Source organism: Arthrobacter sp. R1-13 (assembly GCF_054161475.1).
The window spans coordinates 1,771,995-1,786,968 of the sequence record NZ_CP096420.1; the positions used below are offsets into that span (position 1 = coordinate 1,771,995).

Annotated in this window: 14 protein-coding genes; 8 read left to right on the top strand and 6 right to left on the bottom strand. The window is 59.6% G+C overall.

From position 1 onward, the window contains the following. Positions 1 to 23: 23 nt before the first annotated feature. The 7 genes from M1D88_RS08095 (at position 24) to M1D88_RS08125 (ending at position 8,650) form a co-directional block, all read left to right on the top strand. A complete protein-coding gene (locus M1D88_RS08095; RefSeq protein WP_458114013.1) occupies positions 24 to 1,115 on the top strand; it encodes a succinylglutamate desuccinylase/aspartoacylase family protein in 1,092 nt (363 codons plus the stop codon). Positions 1,116 to 1,181: 66 nt separating this feature from the next. After that, the gene (locus M1D88_RS08100; protein WP_458114014.1) at positions 1,182 to 1,889 is read left to right on the top strand and encodes a GntR family transcriptional regulator; all 708 of its coding nucleotides are present in this window, start codon (positions 1,182 to 1,184) and stop codon (positions 1,887 to 1,889) included. Positions 1,890 to 2,234: 345 nt separating this feature from the next. Continuing rightward, positions 2,235 to 4,391: an amylo-alpha-1,6-glucosidase gene (locus tag M1D88_RS08105; protein ID WP_458114015.1), complete on the top strand. Its 2,157-nt coding sequence runs from the start codon at positions 2,235 to 2,237 to the stop codon at positions 4,389 to 4,391. A 269-nt stretch (positions 4,392 to 4,660) separates the two neighbouring features. Continuing rightward, positions 4,661 to 5,815: an FAD-dependent oxidoreductase gene (locus tag M1D88_RS08110; protein ID WP_458114016.1), complete on the top strand. Its 1,155-nt coding sequence runs from the start codon at positions 4,661 to 4,663 to the stop codon at positions 5,813 to 5,815. A gap of 116 nt (positions 5,816 to 5,931) precedes the next feature. Continuing rightward, complete coding sequence (locus M1D88_RS08115; RefSeq protein ID WP_458114017.1) at positions 5,932 to 6,777, top strand: amino acid ABC transporter permease; 846 nt, start codon at positions 5,932 to 5,934, stop codon at positions 6,775 to 6,777. After that, a complete protein-coding gene (locus tag M1D88_RS08120) occupies positions 6,777 to 7,544 on the top strand; it encodes an amino acid ABC transporter ATP-binding protein (protein ID WP_457967218.1) in 768 nt (255 codons plus the stop codon). Before M1D88_RS08115 ends, M1D88_RS08120 begins: the two co-directional genes overlap by 1 nt. An 89-nt stretch (positions 7,545 to 7,633) precedes the next feature. Next, the gene (locus tag M1D88_RS08125) at positions 7,634 to 8,650 is read left to right on the top strand and encodes a transporter substrate-binding domain-containing protein (protein WP_458114018.1); all 1,017 of its coding nucleotides are present in this window, start codon (positions 7,634 to 7,636) and stop codon (positions 8,648 to 8,650) included. A 479-nt stretch (positions 8,651 to 9,129) separates the two neighbouring features. Here the strand turns inward: M1D88_RS08125 and M1D88_RS08130 are convergent, their stop codons facing one another. The 3 genes from M1D88_RS08130 to M1D88_RS08140 are packed head-to-tail and all read right to left on the bottom strand — an operon-like array spanning position 9,130 to position 11,623. Next, positions 9,130 to 10,023: a TrmH family RNA methyltransferase gene (locus tag M1D88_RS08130; protein ID WP_458114019.1), complete on the bottom strand. Its 894-nt coding sequence runs from the start codon at positions 10,021 to 10,023 to the stop codon at positions 9,130 to 9,132. 7 nt (positions 10,024 to 10,030) lie between these two features. Further along, positions 10,031 to 10,816 carry a sulfite exporter TauE/SafE family protein gene (locus M1D88_RS08135; RefSeq protein ID WP_458114020.1) on the bottom strand — a complete coding sequence of 262 codons (786 nt, stop codon included), beginning with the start codon at positions 10,814 to 10,816 and terminating at the stop codon, positions 10,031 to 10,033. Between the two features lie 21 nt (positions 10,817 to 10,837). Next, complete coding sequence (locus M1D88_RS08140) at positions 10,838 to 11,623, bottom strand: ABC transporter ATP-binding protein (RefSeq protein WP_458114021.1); 786 nt, start codon at positions 11,621 to 11,623, stop codon at positions 10,838 to 10,840. 97 nt (positions 11,624 to 11,720) lie between these two features. Here M1D88_RS08140 and serB point away from each other — a divergent pair, with 97 nt between their 5' ends. Next, on the top strand, positions 11,721 to 12,614 hold the full coding sequence (gene serB / locus M1D88_RS08145) for a phosphoserine phosphatase SerB (protein WP_458114022.1): 894 nt from the start codon (positions 11,721 to 11,723) through the stop codon (positions 12,612 to 12,614). Between the two features lie 72 nt (positions 12,615 to 12,686). Here serB and M1D88_RS08150 read toward each other — a convergent pair whose 3' ends face one another. From M1D88_RS08150 to fabG, 3 genes are all read right to left on the bottom strand, one after another. Continuing rightward, positions 12,687 to 13,439, bottom strand: a complete 753-nt coding sequence (locus M1D88_RS08150) for an SDR family oxidoreductase (RefSeq protein ID WP_458114023.1) — start codon at positions 13,437 to 13,439, stop codon at positions 12,687 to 12,689. Between the two features lie 244 nt (positions 13,440 to 13,683). Continuing rightward, positions 13,684 to 14,097: an Hsp20/alpha crystallin family protein gene (locus M1D88_RS08155; protein ID WP_458114024.1), complete on the bottom strand. Its 414-nt coding sequence runs from the start codon at positions 14,095 to 14,097 to the stop codon at positions 13,684 to 13,686. Between the two features lie 138 nt (positions 14,098 to 14,235). After that, positions 14,236 to 14,961, bottom strand: a complete 726-nt coding sequence (gene fabG, locus M1D88_RS08160) for a 3-oxoacyl-ACP reductase FabG (protein ID WP_458114025.1) — start codon at positions 14,959 to 14,961, stop codon at positions 14,236 to 14,238. Positions 14,962 to 14,974: the final 13 nt, after the last annotated feature.

Genomic DNA, 14,974 nt, shown 5'->3' on the forward strand with positions numbered 1-14,974 from the left:
GCCCGACATTTACTGGAACCGACATGAATAATGCACATGAGGCCTTCAGCGTAGGGGCCGTGGTTGCTGACCCAGGAACCACGGCGGCGGGCTACTGTTCAGTCGAGATCCACGGAAGGACACTTCGCCTTCCGGTAGTCATTGTGCATGGGGAACGGCCCGGCCCCGTCCTTGCTGTTACCGCAGGCATCCACGGGGGCGAGTACGTGTCCATGGTGGCCGTGCGGGAGTTCGTTTTTGGCTTAAATGCTTCCGCTATTCAAGGAACGGTAATCGCCTCGCTTCAGTCCAGTCCCCTTTCCTTTCAGGGCAGGAGTGCATTCGTCAACCCGATGGACGGCAAGAACCTCAACCGTGCTTTCCCCGGCAACCCGGACGGCGGCAGCACCGACCGTCTTGCCTTCTGGCTGTGGTCCAACGTCATTTCCCGCGCAGACTACTACGTCGACTGCCACAGCGGCGATATTCCCGAGGCTCTGGAAAGCTTTGCCGGCGTGAGCCCGGTGGGAACTGCGGATGTGGACGATCTGTCACGTGAACTGGCTGATCAGTTCGATGTGCCGCGCATTGTGCTGTTCGAAGCCGAGGGCTCGAGCATTCGGGCCGCTGCCAAAGCGGGGATCCCGTCCACACTGATTGAAGTGGGCGGAGAGGGCCGATGGTCTGCGGCAGAAGTGGCGATCCAGCACGAGGGCCTGCGTCGAACTGCGGGCTTCGCGGGATTGCTGGAACTGGGCCGAGAAGAGAGGAAGCCGCTGCCTGTTTTCGAGAATCAAGCCGTGATGTGTGAGGTCCCGGGCCTGTGGTACAGCAACGTCAAGCCGGGTTCATTCATCGACGCCGGGGCGTTACTGGGGGTCGTTGAGAATCCGTTCGGGACCGTACTTCAAGAGGCGAGGTCTCCCATTTCAGGAGTCCTCCTGTATGGGCTGTCCAGTCTCGCGGCGAACGAAGGGGATCTGATCGCATGTATTGCACGCCCTAAGGATGTGGACGCGTCAGCGACGCCGATAAGTTCCGACCAGGGCCGGGAACTCCCTTGGCCGGGAAATCCTCACGACTGCCTCAGCAACTGGGAGCAGGATGGAGAAGGGACAGCGAAACAACTGGTGTAATTGGTGATGCAGGCCGCGGTTGTACCGAGTCGTGTCCGTATCGTAAACAGACTAGGAGTGCCGACAATGACCGACGTACTGCGTGCAGGAATCGATTCCCGCACGGCTAAGCCCACCCGGGTTGAGGCGGTGGCTATCAGCCTGCGAAATGAGATCCTACTGGGGTTGAGGTATCCCCGCGAAAGGCTCGCGGAAGTCGCCCTGGCGGAAGAGCACAAGGTGTCCAGAGGCACCATCCGAGAGGCCCTGCAGCGCCTTGCCGCAATGGGATTCGTCGTTGGAGAACCTCACAGAGGATTCTCCGTACGGGAATTCACTTATGACGATGTCATAGGGCTGGGCGAGGTGTTCGCCATGCTTGAACTCCAGGCAACAAAGAGCATTCAATTCCCAGTCAGCACCGCGACTCTGGACGTCATGCGCGAAAGCGCTGAAGCGATGGAAGAGCTCGAGCTTCCTCGTGATTGGGACGCCCTCTGGGAACTCGATCGGAAGTTCCACGGCTCGCTCGTGGCTGAAAGCAAAAATCCCTGGCTTCTGGATACGTGGCAACGACTGCAGCCCTTTCTTAGTGTGATTACCGTCCCGCTCTTGCGTCCGGGCGTGCCGTACCCCGGCCAATTAGCCACCGCACGCCATCTTGAGCTCCTGGAAGCCATAGCGGGCGGTGATGTTTCGGTTGCACGGCGAGCGATCGAGGACCATTACCACCAACACGACGAGCACATGATGGTCCCGGAACAGCGGGCGGTGACAGTCCCGAAGAGAGGCTGAACGGCTGCTCAGAGTCTGCTTCACAGCGGGCCTAGTCTACAACGCCTGCAATCCTGTGGTGACCCACCGACAGCACGTCCAAAGTTCCACACCTGCCGGAGACCACCAACAGGTCCCTCCCAAAGCCCTGCAGATCATCAGTCCACCTGCCGGGTATTGCCCTGGCCTATCGCATCCGGTTGACGGGCGAAATTCCCGCCATCGGACCGACCTTCCGCCCCTGGGATGGCCTGCAACTTGAGGTCTGGCAAGCGATGGCAAGCAAGCGTAGCGTCTATCAAAGGATGCTAGTGGCTTGACCACAGGGCCAAGGCACGCTGTATGTGATGTGTGGGAGGCGCTGGAATGGCCGGATGGAATGCTGATACTGCCGCCGGTGCGATCGGGGTAGGTACTGTCACCTTGGTCGAGGGTTCGTCCTTCTGCATCTCCTTGCAGAACGGGGACATGCACTCCGAACAACCACACGGTCTTTTCGTCCAGGACACCCGTATCCTGTCCGGTTGGAGCCTGACCATCAACGGCCTGCCGCTTGAGCCGCTGACAGCCCTGACCCTGGAGCCCTATCGCGCGCTGTTTGCCGGGCGCGTTCACCGTTCCGACGGATATGCAGACAGCCCGCTGATCGTGGAGCGGCTACGTGAGGTGGGGGCCGGCGTCCAGGAGCAGATCACCCTCCGCAACCACTCCCGCGAAGAGGCTGAATGCGTGATCGCCCTGAGAATCGAAGCGGACTTCGCGGACCTCTTCGAGGTAAAGGAGGCTCGGATCCAGCGGCGCTGGAACAAAACCAGCCAAGTCGACGCCGACAATCTCACCATCCGGGCCGCCTGGCAGGACGTCCGGAAGGGCATCACCGTCCACGCACCCGGAGCAAGCCTTGCACCGAGCACCCTCACGTACCGGCTGTCCATTCCGCCGCACGGTTACTGGAGCACGGTCCTGACCGTGGTGCCCAACAACGAGGGAGCATTTTCCGCAGCGACGTTTGTCCACCCTGACGGGGACGGATTGTCCCCCCGCGATCTACGCCGACAGGAATGGGTGGCGAAGATTCCCGTGCTGCAGATGGGAAACCAGTCCATCCAACGGACACTGCGGCGCAGCTACGACGATCTGGGCTCCCTGCGAATAGAGGACCCGGACCACCCGGACCGCGTAGTGGTGGCCGCCGGAGCGCCCTGGTTCATGACCCTCTTCGGCAGGGACGCGCTGTGGGCATCCGAGATGGCGATGCCTGTCGATCCATCCCTGGCCCTGGGCACACTGCAGACGCTCGCTGACCGCCAGGGCAGCCTGGTGGATCCGGTGAGCGAGGAGGAACCGGGCAAGATCCTGCACGAGGTACGGCTCGATGTTTCCAGCGGGTTGTCCCTGGGCGGGAAGTCCGTTTACTACGGAAGCGTCGACGCCACTCCCCTGTTCGTCTGCTTGCTCGGGGACGTCAGCCGCTGGGGGTTTGCCCCGGACACCATCGCCGCTCTCCTGCCCCACGCGGACAGGGCCATGGACTGGATCCGGGACTACGGGGACAAGGACGGAGACGGGTTCGTCGAGTACGAACGCCTAAACCCCCAGGGGCTGATCAACCAGGGTTGGAAGGACTCCTGGGACGGCATCAACTTCGCCGACGGCACCTTGGCCGAGCCGCCGATCGCCCTCTGCGAGGTGCAGGCCTACGTCTACACTGCCTACATGGCGCGGTCGTGGATGGCGTACGACGCCGGCGACACAGCTAGAGGCAATGAACTCGCCGCCAGCGCGGCGGAGCTGAAAAAGCGGTTCAACGAACAGTTCTGGATGCCGGACCGCGGATACTATGCAGTGGCCCTCGACGGGAAGAAGCGGCAGGTCGACGCGTGTGCGTCCAATATGGGCCATTGCCTGTGGCACGGCATCGTGGATGAGGACAAGGCACCGCTCGTCGCCGAACGGCTTATGTCTCAGGAAATGTTCAGCGGCTGGGGCGTCCGGACGTTGGCCAGCGACATGGGCGCGTACAACCCAGCCAGCTACCACAACGGCTCGGTCTGGCCACACGACAACGCAATCATCGCAGCCGGCCTGCTGCGCTGCGGCTTTGTCAAGGAGGCACAACGGATCTCCACCGCCCTGCTTGAGGCCGCCGATTTCTCCGACGGCCGGCTGCCCGAACTGTTCTGCGGATTCAGCCGGCACCAGTTTCCCGAGCCTGTGCCCTATCCAACGGCGTGCTCACCGCAGGCTTGGGCAGCGACAACACCGATCATGCTTGTAACCAGCCTCATGCGGTATGACGCAGATGTTTCCAAAGGGGGCCTATGGATGGACCCGGTCCTCCCGGAGTCCTATGGCGACCTCCACATCGGCAACGCTCCCATGGCAGGCGGCCGCATCACCATCGGCATCACAAATTCCGTGCCAGGAGTACAGGGGCTGCCTGACGGGATGGTGTTCCATCAGGGGCACCGCCCATGGCTGACCGAACTGGTGGATCAGGCGGGCCGGAGCCCAAAGCGCTAGCAGGACTATGCGCTCAGCTTGCGCTGGGATCGAAACAAAAGAAAAAACATGTCCGACAATCTTGTCGAACCAAGTGGTCTGTGAGTACCATTACATAACGACGCTCCGCCGCCCCAGAACCTTCGGCGCATGAGCAATGCAAGCGATCAAAGCAAGGTATGGGGCCTCGGGTTTGCGCGCTTCAATCGGAGATAGGCGCACTGATGTGACAGCGACACCCACGCTGCATCCCCTTGGTCATTTGAGCTGGAACAGCAAAAAGGAATGTTATGCATACGGAATTCGACGTTGCCGTGATCGGCTTGGGGGCCATGGGGAGCATGGCGCTCTGGCAGCTCGCTGAGGACGGCTTAAATGTCGTCGGGTTTGAACAGTTTGGGATTGGCCATGATCGGGGTGCCGTTGGAGGCGAGTCACGATTGTTCCGGCGGATGCAGACCAGCGGTCCGGAGTACAACCCCGTGATAGATATGGCTCGCAGTCGCTGGGAGAACCTTCAGGAGTTCTCGGACGTCCAAATCCTAACCGAAACTGGAGGCCTCATGATTGGCCGTCCGGGTGATTCACGGATGGTTGCCGCTCAAGTAGCAGCGGAAAAGGCCGGTCTTGAGATGGAGTACCTCAGCGGGCTGGACATGGAGAATCGCTTCCCCGAGCACCTGCTTGACCAGGGCGAGATTGGAATGTTTGATTCCACCCAGGGATACATTCGTTGCGAACAAGCAGTTCTGACGGCAGTCGCTCGCGCAAGACATCTCGGAGCCCAGGTCCGGGACTATTCAAAGATCTCCATTAAGCACGCTTCGGCGGAGGGTGTGGTGATGACGGATGGGCAAAACGAGTGGACTGCCAAAAAGGCAATCGTGACCACCGGTTCTTGGTCCCGGGACAATCTCCCCTCTGAGCTTCGGGACAAAAGCCGTGCCGGCCGTATCAAGTTGACTTGGTTCAGCCCCCTGCCCGGGCATGACTTCAGCGCAGAAAACTTTCCTGTCTTTCAGCGTTTGGTTGATGACGGGACCCTTTATGGAGCGCCGAGCCTTGATGGTGGAGGTTCAGTAAAGATCGCTCCCGGCGGCGCGCCCACGCATATGGCCGGACCCGATGACTACTTCCGCGGCCAGACTGTGGATGAGATCCAAGACATGGAAAGACACGTCGCAAGGTATTTTCCGGGACTCAGCAAGAGTCCGATAAGGGCATGTGCCTGGACAGATTTCTATGTGGATGACTGGATTCCTTTCCTCGGCTTCCTGCCCCGCAGCGAAAGTGTTCTTCTGGCAAACGGCTTTGCGGGATTCGGGTTCAAGATGTGCCCGGGAATCGGACGAATCGCAGCGGACATGGTTCAGGGGAAAAAAGATAGAAAATTTCAATTCATGGAGCCCACGCGCTCGATCGGCTCCCACGCAGGTAAGGCATGATAACTATGCATAGTGTTCAAAGCAAAGAAAATAATCGCAGCCAGGAACCGGCGCATCGGAGCGAGGTTCCCGAAGACTCATTTCCCATTGTCCGTCAACGCCATGTCGGGAAAATTGTGGCTTCGATCATTGTGGCGGGGTTGGCCCTCGCAATGCTTATTTCCGTCCTGCTGAATGAGAATCTTCGCTGGGATGTAGTGGCTGAGTATTTCACCGCCCAGACTATTCTTGAGGGCATATTGCTGACTCTTTGGCTGACAGCGGTCTGCATGGTGCTGGGGACCGTGCTCGGTGGCGTCATCGGTGTTATGCGAATGTCAAAGAACAAGCTGCTCAATTCAATAGCAGGCTTTTACGTGTGGTTCTTCCGGGCCACGCCCGTTCTTGTTCAGCTGATTTTTTGGTTCAATTTGTCTGCACTCTACCCAACACTTGGCGTCGAGCTTCCGTTCGGTCTGACTTTCCTGCAGGTGGACACGAATGTGGTCATGACGCCCATTGTTGCTGCCATCCTGTGCCTGACCCTCAACGAGGCAGCCTACATGGCTGAAATTACCAGGGGCGGATTCCTGGGCGTCGATTCCGGCCAAACCGAAGCGGCGAAAGCCCTCGGCATGGGAAGGCTCAATACGCTCAGGATTCTCATACCTCAAGCCATGAGAATGATCATTCCTCCCACCGGTAACCAGGTCATTTCATTGCTCAAGGCCACCTCCCTCGTGAGTGTGGTGGGTATCGCTGATCTCCTGCACAGTGCGCAGCTGATCTACGCCTCCAACTACCAAACCATTCCGCTGTTGACCGTCGCCGGACTGTGGTACCTGATCATCACTTCGATCCTTAGCTATTTCCAGAGCCGAATCGAACAGCGTCTCGCACGAGGATTCACGCCCCGGAATGCTGTGTTGAAACGGGAAACAGCTCAGCCAATTGTGGCCCTACAAGAAAGCAACAACAACTGATGACTTACGATAAAGTTCTCGAAGTCAAGAATCTGCGCAAACACTTCGGTGACAATCCGGTATTGTCAGGAATCGACTTCTCAATGAACCGCGGAGACGTGGTCTGCCTTTTGGGACCCAGCGGCTCAGGCAAATCAACTCTTTTGCGCTGCGTGAATCTCTTGGAAAAACCTGACGGCGGAAGCATTTTCGTCAACGGTGAACGCATGGGTTACGAACTCAAAAATAACAAGTACTACGAACTGAATGAGAGCGGAATCGCCCGTCAACGGGCCCGAATCGGAATGGTGTTTCAAAAGTTCAACCTCTTCCCTCACATGACCGCTCTCGAAAATGTGTGCGTTGCCCCTGGCTGGGTTAAAAGGGAAAACAAGAGCGAGATAGTGAAACGCGCCCACGCTCTCCTGAAGCGGGTGGGCCTCGAAAACAAATCTGACTACTATCCAAGCCAGCTCTCCGGCGGGCAACAGCAAAGGGTCGCCATAGCCCGAGCCCTGGCCATGAACCCCGAAATGATGCTTTTCGACGAACCAACGTCCGCCCTTGACCCCGAACTCGTCGGTGAGGTTCTGGAGGTCATGAAGGAACTGGCCACTGGAGGAACCAGCATGGTCGTCGTTACTCACGAAATCGGCTTCGCCCGGGAAGTGGGTGATGAAATCGTATTCCTCGACGGCGGAGTCGTCGTCGAAACAGGTAACCCGGCCGAAGTGCTGCTACATCCCAAAAATAGCCGGACCAAAGAATTTCTCAGTCAAGTTCTCTAAAACGTTCGCTGGGAAGTCACCGAAGACTCCCAGCCGGCGCTCTAGCAATATTCCAATCCCCATTTTCGTTAGTTAGGTGCAAGATCACTATGAAACTTCAAACGACCAAGAATCGCCCGCTCCTGTTGAGTGCAGGGCTGGCCGCTGTTGTCCTGGCTCTGACAGCATGCGGAGGCACCGCGGCATCGACCGAGTCCGGCGCGTCAAAGAAACAAGTTGAGGTTCAAGGGGCGATGCCGGAACCAGCCGATCCCAAGTCCGTGAAGGAGTACACCAGCGTTGACGGAATCAAGGCCTACGAGCCTGCTGCCTCGCTGGTACCCAAGGACCTCCGCGAAAAAGGAGTTATCGTTTTCGGCGTAAGCCCAACGAATGCCCCCACCTCGTTTACCGGCTCAGACGGGAAGACGTTTGTCGGAATGGACGCGGACATATCACGCGCACTGGGAAAGATCCTCGACATCCAGATTGCCTACAAGAGCTCGACCTTCGATGCACTCATCCCAGGACTGCAGGCCAAACGCTTTGATGCTGTCATCGCCGACATGGGTGTGACCGTGGACCGTTTGAAAGTAATCGACATGGTCGGCTACGCCCGCGGCGGGTACGGCATTGCCACCAAGCCAGGAAACCCACTCAACATTGGTGAGAAGAGCATGTGTGGGCGCAAGATCGCGGTGACTTTGGGAAGCATCCAGCAAGTAACAAAGGGACCGGCCTACAGCGCCGACTGTGTTGCAAGAGGGGAAGCCCCCATCAACCTCATTTCCGTCCCCAATGGGCAAGAGATGTTTCTTCAGGTGCGCAGCGGCCAGGTAGATGCCGCCTACGCTGATGGACCGGGTGCGGCCTGGGCGAGCAAACAGAATCCGAATGAGATGGAACTGGGGGCCACAATACCGGGAACCATTCTTTCCATGGCGCTGCCAGGTGGTTCTGAACTGACCCCGGCCCTGGTACAGGCCATAAAGCACCTCGCCAGCTCGCCCGAGTACAAGGAGATCCTTAAGAAATGGGGCCTGGACTACGCCATCCTCGACGCCCAGTACCTCGACTCCTACAAAGCCGTCCCGACACCTCCCCCCGCAGCGGTTCCCACTAAGTAATCGCATAGGACAGGAGCAATACTTTCTCCAGCCCTCATGAGTATGGACATCCGGTGTGTCAGTTGACATGCCGGATGCTCATTTAAGGATCCTTCTGCTCACCACCTGGCAGGTTAGGCAGTTTCGGTAAGCGACGCTCGTGGAAGAGGTGAAGCCTCACATACATGGTTTAGGACATACCCCTGGAGGGCCGACGAAGAGCAGGTGATGCCCTCCTGCGCCTCCTTGAGCGCAGAGCTCGGCAGGCCCCAGACCATGAAAGCTCGGCAGGGTCTGCTGGATGCCGGCCCCGACATCAATCAGGTAGCCGTTGAGGCCCAGGCCCAGCGCTCGCCCGCTCATGCCACACCCTGCAGGTGCCGGGGGGGGGGGGGTGGCAAATAGTCCTCTGACTCGCGGTTCGCCTCAGAAACCAGAATATTCTGGCCTAGTATTTGCCTTTGACACCGCGGTCAGATGGTTGCAGTCACGCTCAGCCGCTACCTGGTCGCATAAAACGCAACAGCCGACGAGGCAGCGACGTTGAGCGAGTCGACACCGTTCATCATCGGAATTGTTACGCGCGCGTCGAGCATGTGGTCAGTCTCCGGCTTCAGCCCATCGCCTTCAGTTCCGAAGACCAGCGCCAGGTTCGGATGGTCCTGGGCGACCAGCTCATCGAGTGTAATGGCCCCTTCGCCAAGCGACATGCCGGCCACAAAGTAGCCTGCCTCCTTGAGGACCTGAAGATCGCCAGGCCACGACTCGATTCGCGTCCACGGCACCTGGAACACCGTGCCCATCGACACCCGGATGGAGCGTCGGTACAGCGGGTCGGCGCACTCGGGCGAGACCAGTACAGCGTCGACACCGATGGCTGCCGCGCTGCGGAAAATCGCTCCTACGTTCGTATGGTCGGTAAGGTTTTCAAGGACCGCGATCCTCGATCGTCCTCGAAGATGAGCGGTTTCCTGCCTTTGTACTTTGTATCCACTCACGTTGGTGTGGTCCACGATGTCTTCAAGGACGGCCACTCGCCGTGCGCCAGCGAGAAGCTCAATGAGCGGGACGGGCGCAGGACGTTCCATGGCAGCCATGGCGCCGCGGTGCAGGTGGAACCCGGTGATCTCTTCCAGCAGGGCCGCGCTTCCGATGAAGGCTGGCACGTCGGGATACTGCTCGAAGACGTCGCTGAGATCGGCAAGCCATTTCTCCGCCAGGAAAAAAGATCTGGGACGGTGACCGGCGGCCAGAGCCCTTCTCAGAACCCGCGAGGACTCCGCGATGTACATACCCTCGGCAGGCTCCCGGATCTTGCGGAGGTGGACATCCGTCAATTGGGTGTAATCGGACACCAGCGGGTCATCCGCGGATTCAAGGTAATGGAAAGTCACTGCCCGATTATTCCAGCAGATTCGCGATCATGAAGCCCAAGGCAACCAGCCCCAGGGTGAAGATAACCCCTCGAAGGACCGTAGGGGAAAGCCTGCGGCCGACTTTTGACCCGAAATAGCCGCCGATGACCGAGCTGACGGCGATGATGCCGACGGCCGTCCAGTTGATCCTGTCGAAGGCGAAGATCAGATAGGAGACTGCGGCTATCATGTTCACCCCGAGTACCAGGATGTTCTTCATGGCGTTGGCGTTCTGTATTGTGCCCGTCAGGAAAATTCCCAGAATGCCCACGAGCAGGATGCCCTGGGCTGCAACGAAGTAGCCGCCATAGACGCCGGCAAGGTAGACCAGCACCAGAAGGATGACGCCGTGGCTTTTGTCGCGGAGGGCGTGCTCCGGATTCTCTTCACGCTCCCGGACCCACCGCTGGAGCCGCGGCTGGAACACAACCATCAGCAGCGCGAGGATTATCAGCACGGGGGCGGCATAGTGGAAGACCTGCTCTGGAAGCTGCAGCAACAACCAGGCCCCGGTGATTCCTCCGAGGAGCGAGGCAGGTAAGAGCCTAAGCAGCTGCTTTCCGCGGCCTACCAGTTCCTTGCGGTAACCCCAGGCCCCGGCGGCATTTCCTGCCACAAGACCGGTGGCATTACTGATGGATGCTGTCACAGGGGCCATCCCCAGGGCGATCAGCACGGGGAACGTAACCAGCGTGCCTGAACCAACAACGCTGTTGATGGTTCCCGCCCATAAGCCGGCCAAAAAGATAAAGATACCGCTGAGAAACTCCACGCTGTGACTGTTAACCGCCGCTTAGCGGCGCGCGGTCGCGGTGTAGCGCCCGGCGTTCACACTCACATCCAGCGGCAATCCGAAGGTCTTGCTCAAGTGCTCGGCGGTGAGGACCTCCTGGATGGGGCCGGAAGCCACCACAGCTGCGTCCCGCATCAGCATGGCGTGAGTAAATCCGGGAGGTACTTCCTCGAGGTGGTGCGTGACCAGCACGATGGCTGGCGCGGCGTCGTCCTTGGCGAGTTCGCTGAGGCGGTGAACCAGGTCCTCACGTCCGCCCAGATCCAGGCCCGCTGCGGGCTCGTCCAGGAGCAGGAGTTCGGGGTCTGTCATAAGGGCGCGGGCAATCTGGACCCGTTTCCGCTCACCCTCGGACAGCGAAGCAAAGGGGCGGTTAAGCAGGGGGCCCATCCCCCATTCGTTGAGCAAGGTGAAGGCCCGGCGTTCGTCATCCTTCTCGTAGCCTTCGCGCCACCGGCCGGTGACACCGTAGGCCGCGGTCACCACCACGTTGAGGACTTTTTCGTGTTCCGGGATCTGGTTGGCCAAGGCAGCGGACGACAACCCGATCCGGGGGCGCAGTTCAAAGACGTCTACTGCACCGAGGATCTCCTCGAGGATCCCGGCCATGCCGCTCGTGGGGTGAAGCCGGGCTGCCGCGATCTGGAGCAGAGTGGTCTTGCCGGCTCCGTTTGGGCCCAGAATGACCCAGCGCTCGCCTTCCCTGACCTGCCAGTCGACTTTGTTCAGAAGCGTTTTGGCTCCACGGACAACGCTGACAGCAGCCATTTCAAGAACATCACTCATAGGAGTAGACACTAGGACAAAATGGGGGGCGACTGATAACCGGACCTTGAACGAAACGAATTCGGGCTGTGCACCGGCGCTGACTAAGATTACAGGCATGACTCCGAACGTGACTGCGGTCAGCTACGGCCTGAAATTGTCCTCCGACAGCCTTGAGCAGCTGCGTTCGGTATTGGTTGAATCGGGAGCGACTCTGGCTGCCGAATCCACCGCGGGAGATGGCCGGTACGAAGTCCATACGATCGACTTCACTATGGAGCAGGGCATGGCCTCGGACATCGCCGAACTTCGGGAAAGCATCGCCGGCTCCAGCGCGGAAACCATGGACATTGCGATCGTTCCGGCGTCATTGCGGAACGCGACGCGGAAGTTCCTGATCATGGACGTCGACTCCACGTTGATCCAACAGGAGGTCATTGAACTCCTGGCCGCCTACGCCGGAAAACGGGAGGAAGTGGCTGCAGTGACGGAAGCGGCCATGCGGGGAGAATTGGACTTCGCGCAAAGCCTTCACGCCCGGGTGGCTGTACTCACCGGGCTGCCTGCCGCCGTCGTCGATTCCGTGCGGGCCGAAGTGAAGCTTAGCGAGGGTGCTGCCGAGCTGGTTGCCGCGTTCAAAGCAGCTGGCCATGCAGTTGCTGTGGTGTCGGGGGGATTCAACCAGATCCTGCAGCCGATCGCCGAAGAGTTGGGCCTTGACCACTGGATCGCCAACGAATTGGAGATCGTGGACGGCGCGCTGACCGGGAAAGTCCTCGGCGCCGTTATCGACCGTGCAGCGAAGGAAAAGTACCTGCGTGAATGGGCTGCGGCGGATGGTGTGGCGATGGAAAATACTATCGCAGTCGGCGATGGAGCCAATGACCTGGACATGCTGGGTGCTGCAGGGATCGGCGTCGCCTTCAACGCAAAGCCCGCCGTACGGGCCGTCGCTGATTCCGCGATCAACATGCCCTACCTTGATGCAGTCCGGTACATAGCCGGAGTGTGAGAATCCTTGCGGCGAGGCTGGCACTGCAAACGGAAAACCAGCCCCGCCGTAGAGATCAGGAACTTCCTGGGATCAGCTTAGGGTCTTGCCGAAGTAGTCGGCGCCGCCGACATATTCCGTGTGACCGGATTCGACCTCGGCTGTCACCATTTTGGCAACCTCAGCAGCGAATTCCGAGACGGAGTACAGCTTGCCTGCCTCGGCGCGGCGGGCCTCAATAGCACCGGGGTTTGAGCGGTCCAGGAGGGTCGCCGTGACGGTTCCCTCAATCATGTCCCCCGATACCACTACGAGGGAGATACCCTTCTCAGCCAGGTGCGGCACCAGCTCGCGCAGTGCATCTTCGCCGGCACGCTTGCTTCTGGCCACAGGTTCGTATTCAGGCATGGTGGCGACGGAGTCGATGAAGTGCGCCTGGTGGCTTGTAACGAAAACCACACGGGAACCCTCGGCCATGAGCGGTGCAGCTGCGTTGAGCAGGTTGACCTGTGCATCGCGGTTGAGCTTCAGCGCGTAGCCCTCCTCCATGCCTGACTCCATTCCGCCGGAGGCGTTCAGGACAAGCACGTCAAGGGAGCCAAAGTTCTCCATCGCGGCTGTAACTAGGGCCTGCACACCCTCCTGGCTGGTCAGATCCGCGCCTACAGCAACTGCCCTCCCGCCGGCAGCCTCGATTTCAGCCACCACTTTGTTCGCCCTGGGAGCCTTTTGCCGGTAGTTCACTACGACGGCGGCACCCTCTGCCGCCAAGTACTTGGCAACCTCAGCACCAATACCCCGTGATGAACCCGTCACGATGGCGGTCTTATTGTCCAGCAGTCCCATACAAGCTCCTTTTGTCACAAATGTCTGAAGTCAGTTCGTCCGCAGTCCATCATGCCAGCGGCCCGCATGAATTCGCTTGTGCGACCTCGACAAAGAAGGACGCCCGCCCTAGTTTCAGAGCCAGGCTCTCTCTCCGGCTTTCACGGACACTGGCTGGCGGCAGGAAATGGCGCAGGCAGGCTGGACCGCCCGCCCGCGCCGTAAGTCCTGTGGCACCCGGACCTTTTCCCTGTCCAGAGGGGGGTCAGCTGTGATCGATGCGGATCTTGCGCTTCTCCCCGCCTTCCGACGGCTCCTTGGCAGGTGCCCGCACTTCCAGCACACCATCCTTGTACTGGGCAGTGATGTCTTCCTCCCTGGCGCCGGGAGGCAGTGCGATGCTCCGGTTGAACGAGCCGTAGCGAAATTCAGAACGGTAGCTGTTTTTGGACTTGTGCTCAGACTTCTCCTGGCGCTCAGCCTTTATCTGCAGCATGCCGTCGGCAACTGACACGTCAAGGTCCTGCTCGGGATCGATGCCTGGCAGTTCAGCCCTGACCACCATGCTGTCGCCCTCCATATACTGCTCCACCCGAATGGATGAGAATGTGAGATCGCCGTCAAGGAACCGCCGGATGGGTTCCATGACGTCTGACGGCGCCCACTTGAGATCGGCCATTGTCTTCCTCCTCGGGATCCGGCCTGTGCTTTGGGGGCCGGTCGATACGCCCATTACACACCCGGAGAGACGCGGTGCTTAGAGCAGAAAGTCCCGGTAGGAAAGGCGGTCAGAAGTCCTGGTCGGAAGGGGTCCGGGCTAGTGTCCCATTCCCAAGCCGCCGTCGACCGGAATCACAGCACCGGAGATGTAAGCAGCCTCATCCCCGGCGATCCAGCGGACCACGTTGGCGACTTCGGCGGCTTCAGCAAAACGACCGGCGGGAACCTTGGTCAGGTAGTCCTTTTGGGTCGCCTCAGGGAGTTCAGCGGTCATATCGGTGTTGATGAAACCGGGTGCGACCACGTTCGCCGTGATGCCTCGGGAGCCGAGCTCCCTGGTGAGGGAACGGGCAATGCCAACGAGCCCGGCTTTCGAAGCGGAGTAGTTGATTTGGCCTGGCGCACCATAGAGGCCGGAGACGGAGGAAATGAGCACCACACGACCCTTCCGCATTTTTATCATGCCTTTTGAAGCCCGCTTGATGACGCGGAAGGCGCCGGTGAGATTGGTATCAATGACAGAAGTGAAGTCGTCCTCGCTCATTCGCATCAGCAGGGTGTCCCTGGTGATGCCGGCGTTAGCGACCAGCACCTCAACAGGTCCGTGGGCGGCTTCGACTTCAGTGAAGGCTGCATCCACCGAGGACTCGTCCGTTACGTCCGCCTTGACCCCGAGGATCCCCGCCGGAAGGTCTGACTCGCTGCGGAAGGTCACGGCCACCCGGTCACCATTAGCCAGGAACGCTTCGGCTATGGCAAGGCCAATTCCGCGGTTTCCCCCGGTGATGAGGACGCTGCGGCCAGCGGGTACTGCTTCAGTCATGTGGGTCTCCGGT

What these genes read in the sequence shown, in the direction of transcription:
- M1D88_RS08095 (WP_458114013.1), top strand. Translation starts at nt 24, where the DNA reads ATGAATAATGCACATGAGGCCTTCAGCGTAGGGGCCGTGGTTGCTGAC.
- M1D88_RS08100 (WP_458114014.1), top strand. Translation starts at nt 1,182, where the DNA reads ATGACCGACGTACTGCGTGCAGGAATCGATTCCCGCACGGCTAAGCCC.
- M1D88_RS08105 (WP_458114015.1), top strand. Translation starts at nt 2,235, where the DNA reads ATGGCCGGATGGAATGCTGATACTGCCGCCGGTGCGATCGGGGTAGGT.
- M1D88_RS08110 (WP_458114016.1), top strand. Translation starts at nt 4,661, where the DNA reads ATGCATACGGAATTCGACGTTGCCGTGATCGGCTTGGGGGCCATGGGG.
- M1D88_RS08120 (WP_457967218.1), top strand. Translation starts at nt 6,777, where the DNA reads ATGACTTACGATAAAGTTCTCGAAGTCAAGAATCTGCGCAAACACTTC.
- M1D88_RS08125 (WP_458114018.1), top strand. Translation starts at nt 7,634, where the DNA reads ATGAAACTTCAAACGACCAAGAATCGCCCGCTCCTGTTGAGTGCAGGG.
- M1D88_RS08140 (WP_458114021.1), bottom strand. Translation starts at nt 11,623, where the DNA reads ATGAGTGATGTTCTTGAAATGGCTGCTGTCAGCGTTGTCCGTGGAGCC.
- serB (WP_458114022.1), top strand. Translation starts at nt 11,721, where the DNA reads ATGACTCCGAACGTGACTGCGGTCAGCTACGGCCTGAAATTGTCCTCC.
- M1D88_RS08150 (WP_458114023.1), bottom strand. Translation starts at nt 13,439, where the DNA reads ATGGGACTGCTGGACAATAAGACCGCCATCGTGACGGGTTCATCACGG.
- M1D88_RS08155 (WP_458114024.1), bottom strand. Translation starts at nt 14,097, where the DNA reads ATGGCCGATCTCAAGTGGGCGCCGTCAGACGTCATGGAACCCATCCGG.
- fabG (WP_458114025.1), bottom strand. Translation starts at nt 14,961, where the DNA reads ATGACTGAAGCAGTACCCGCTGGCCGCAGCGTCCTCATCACCGGGGGA.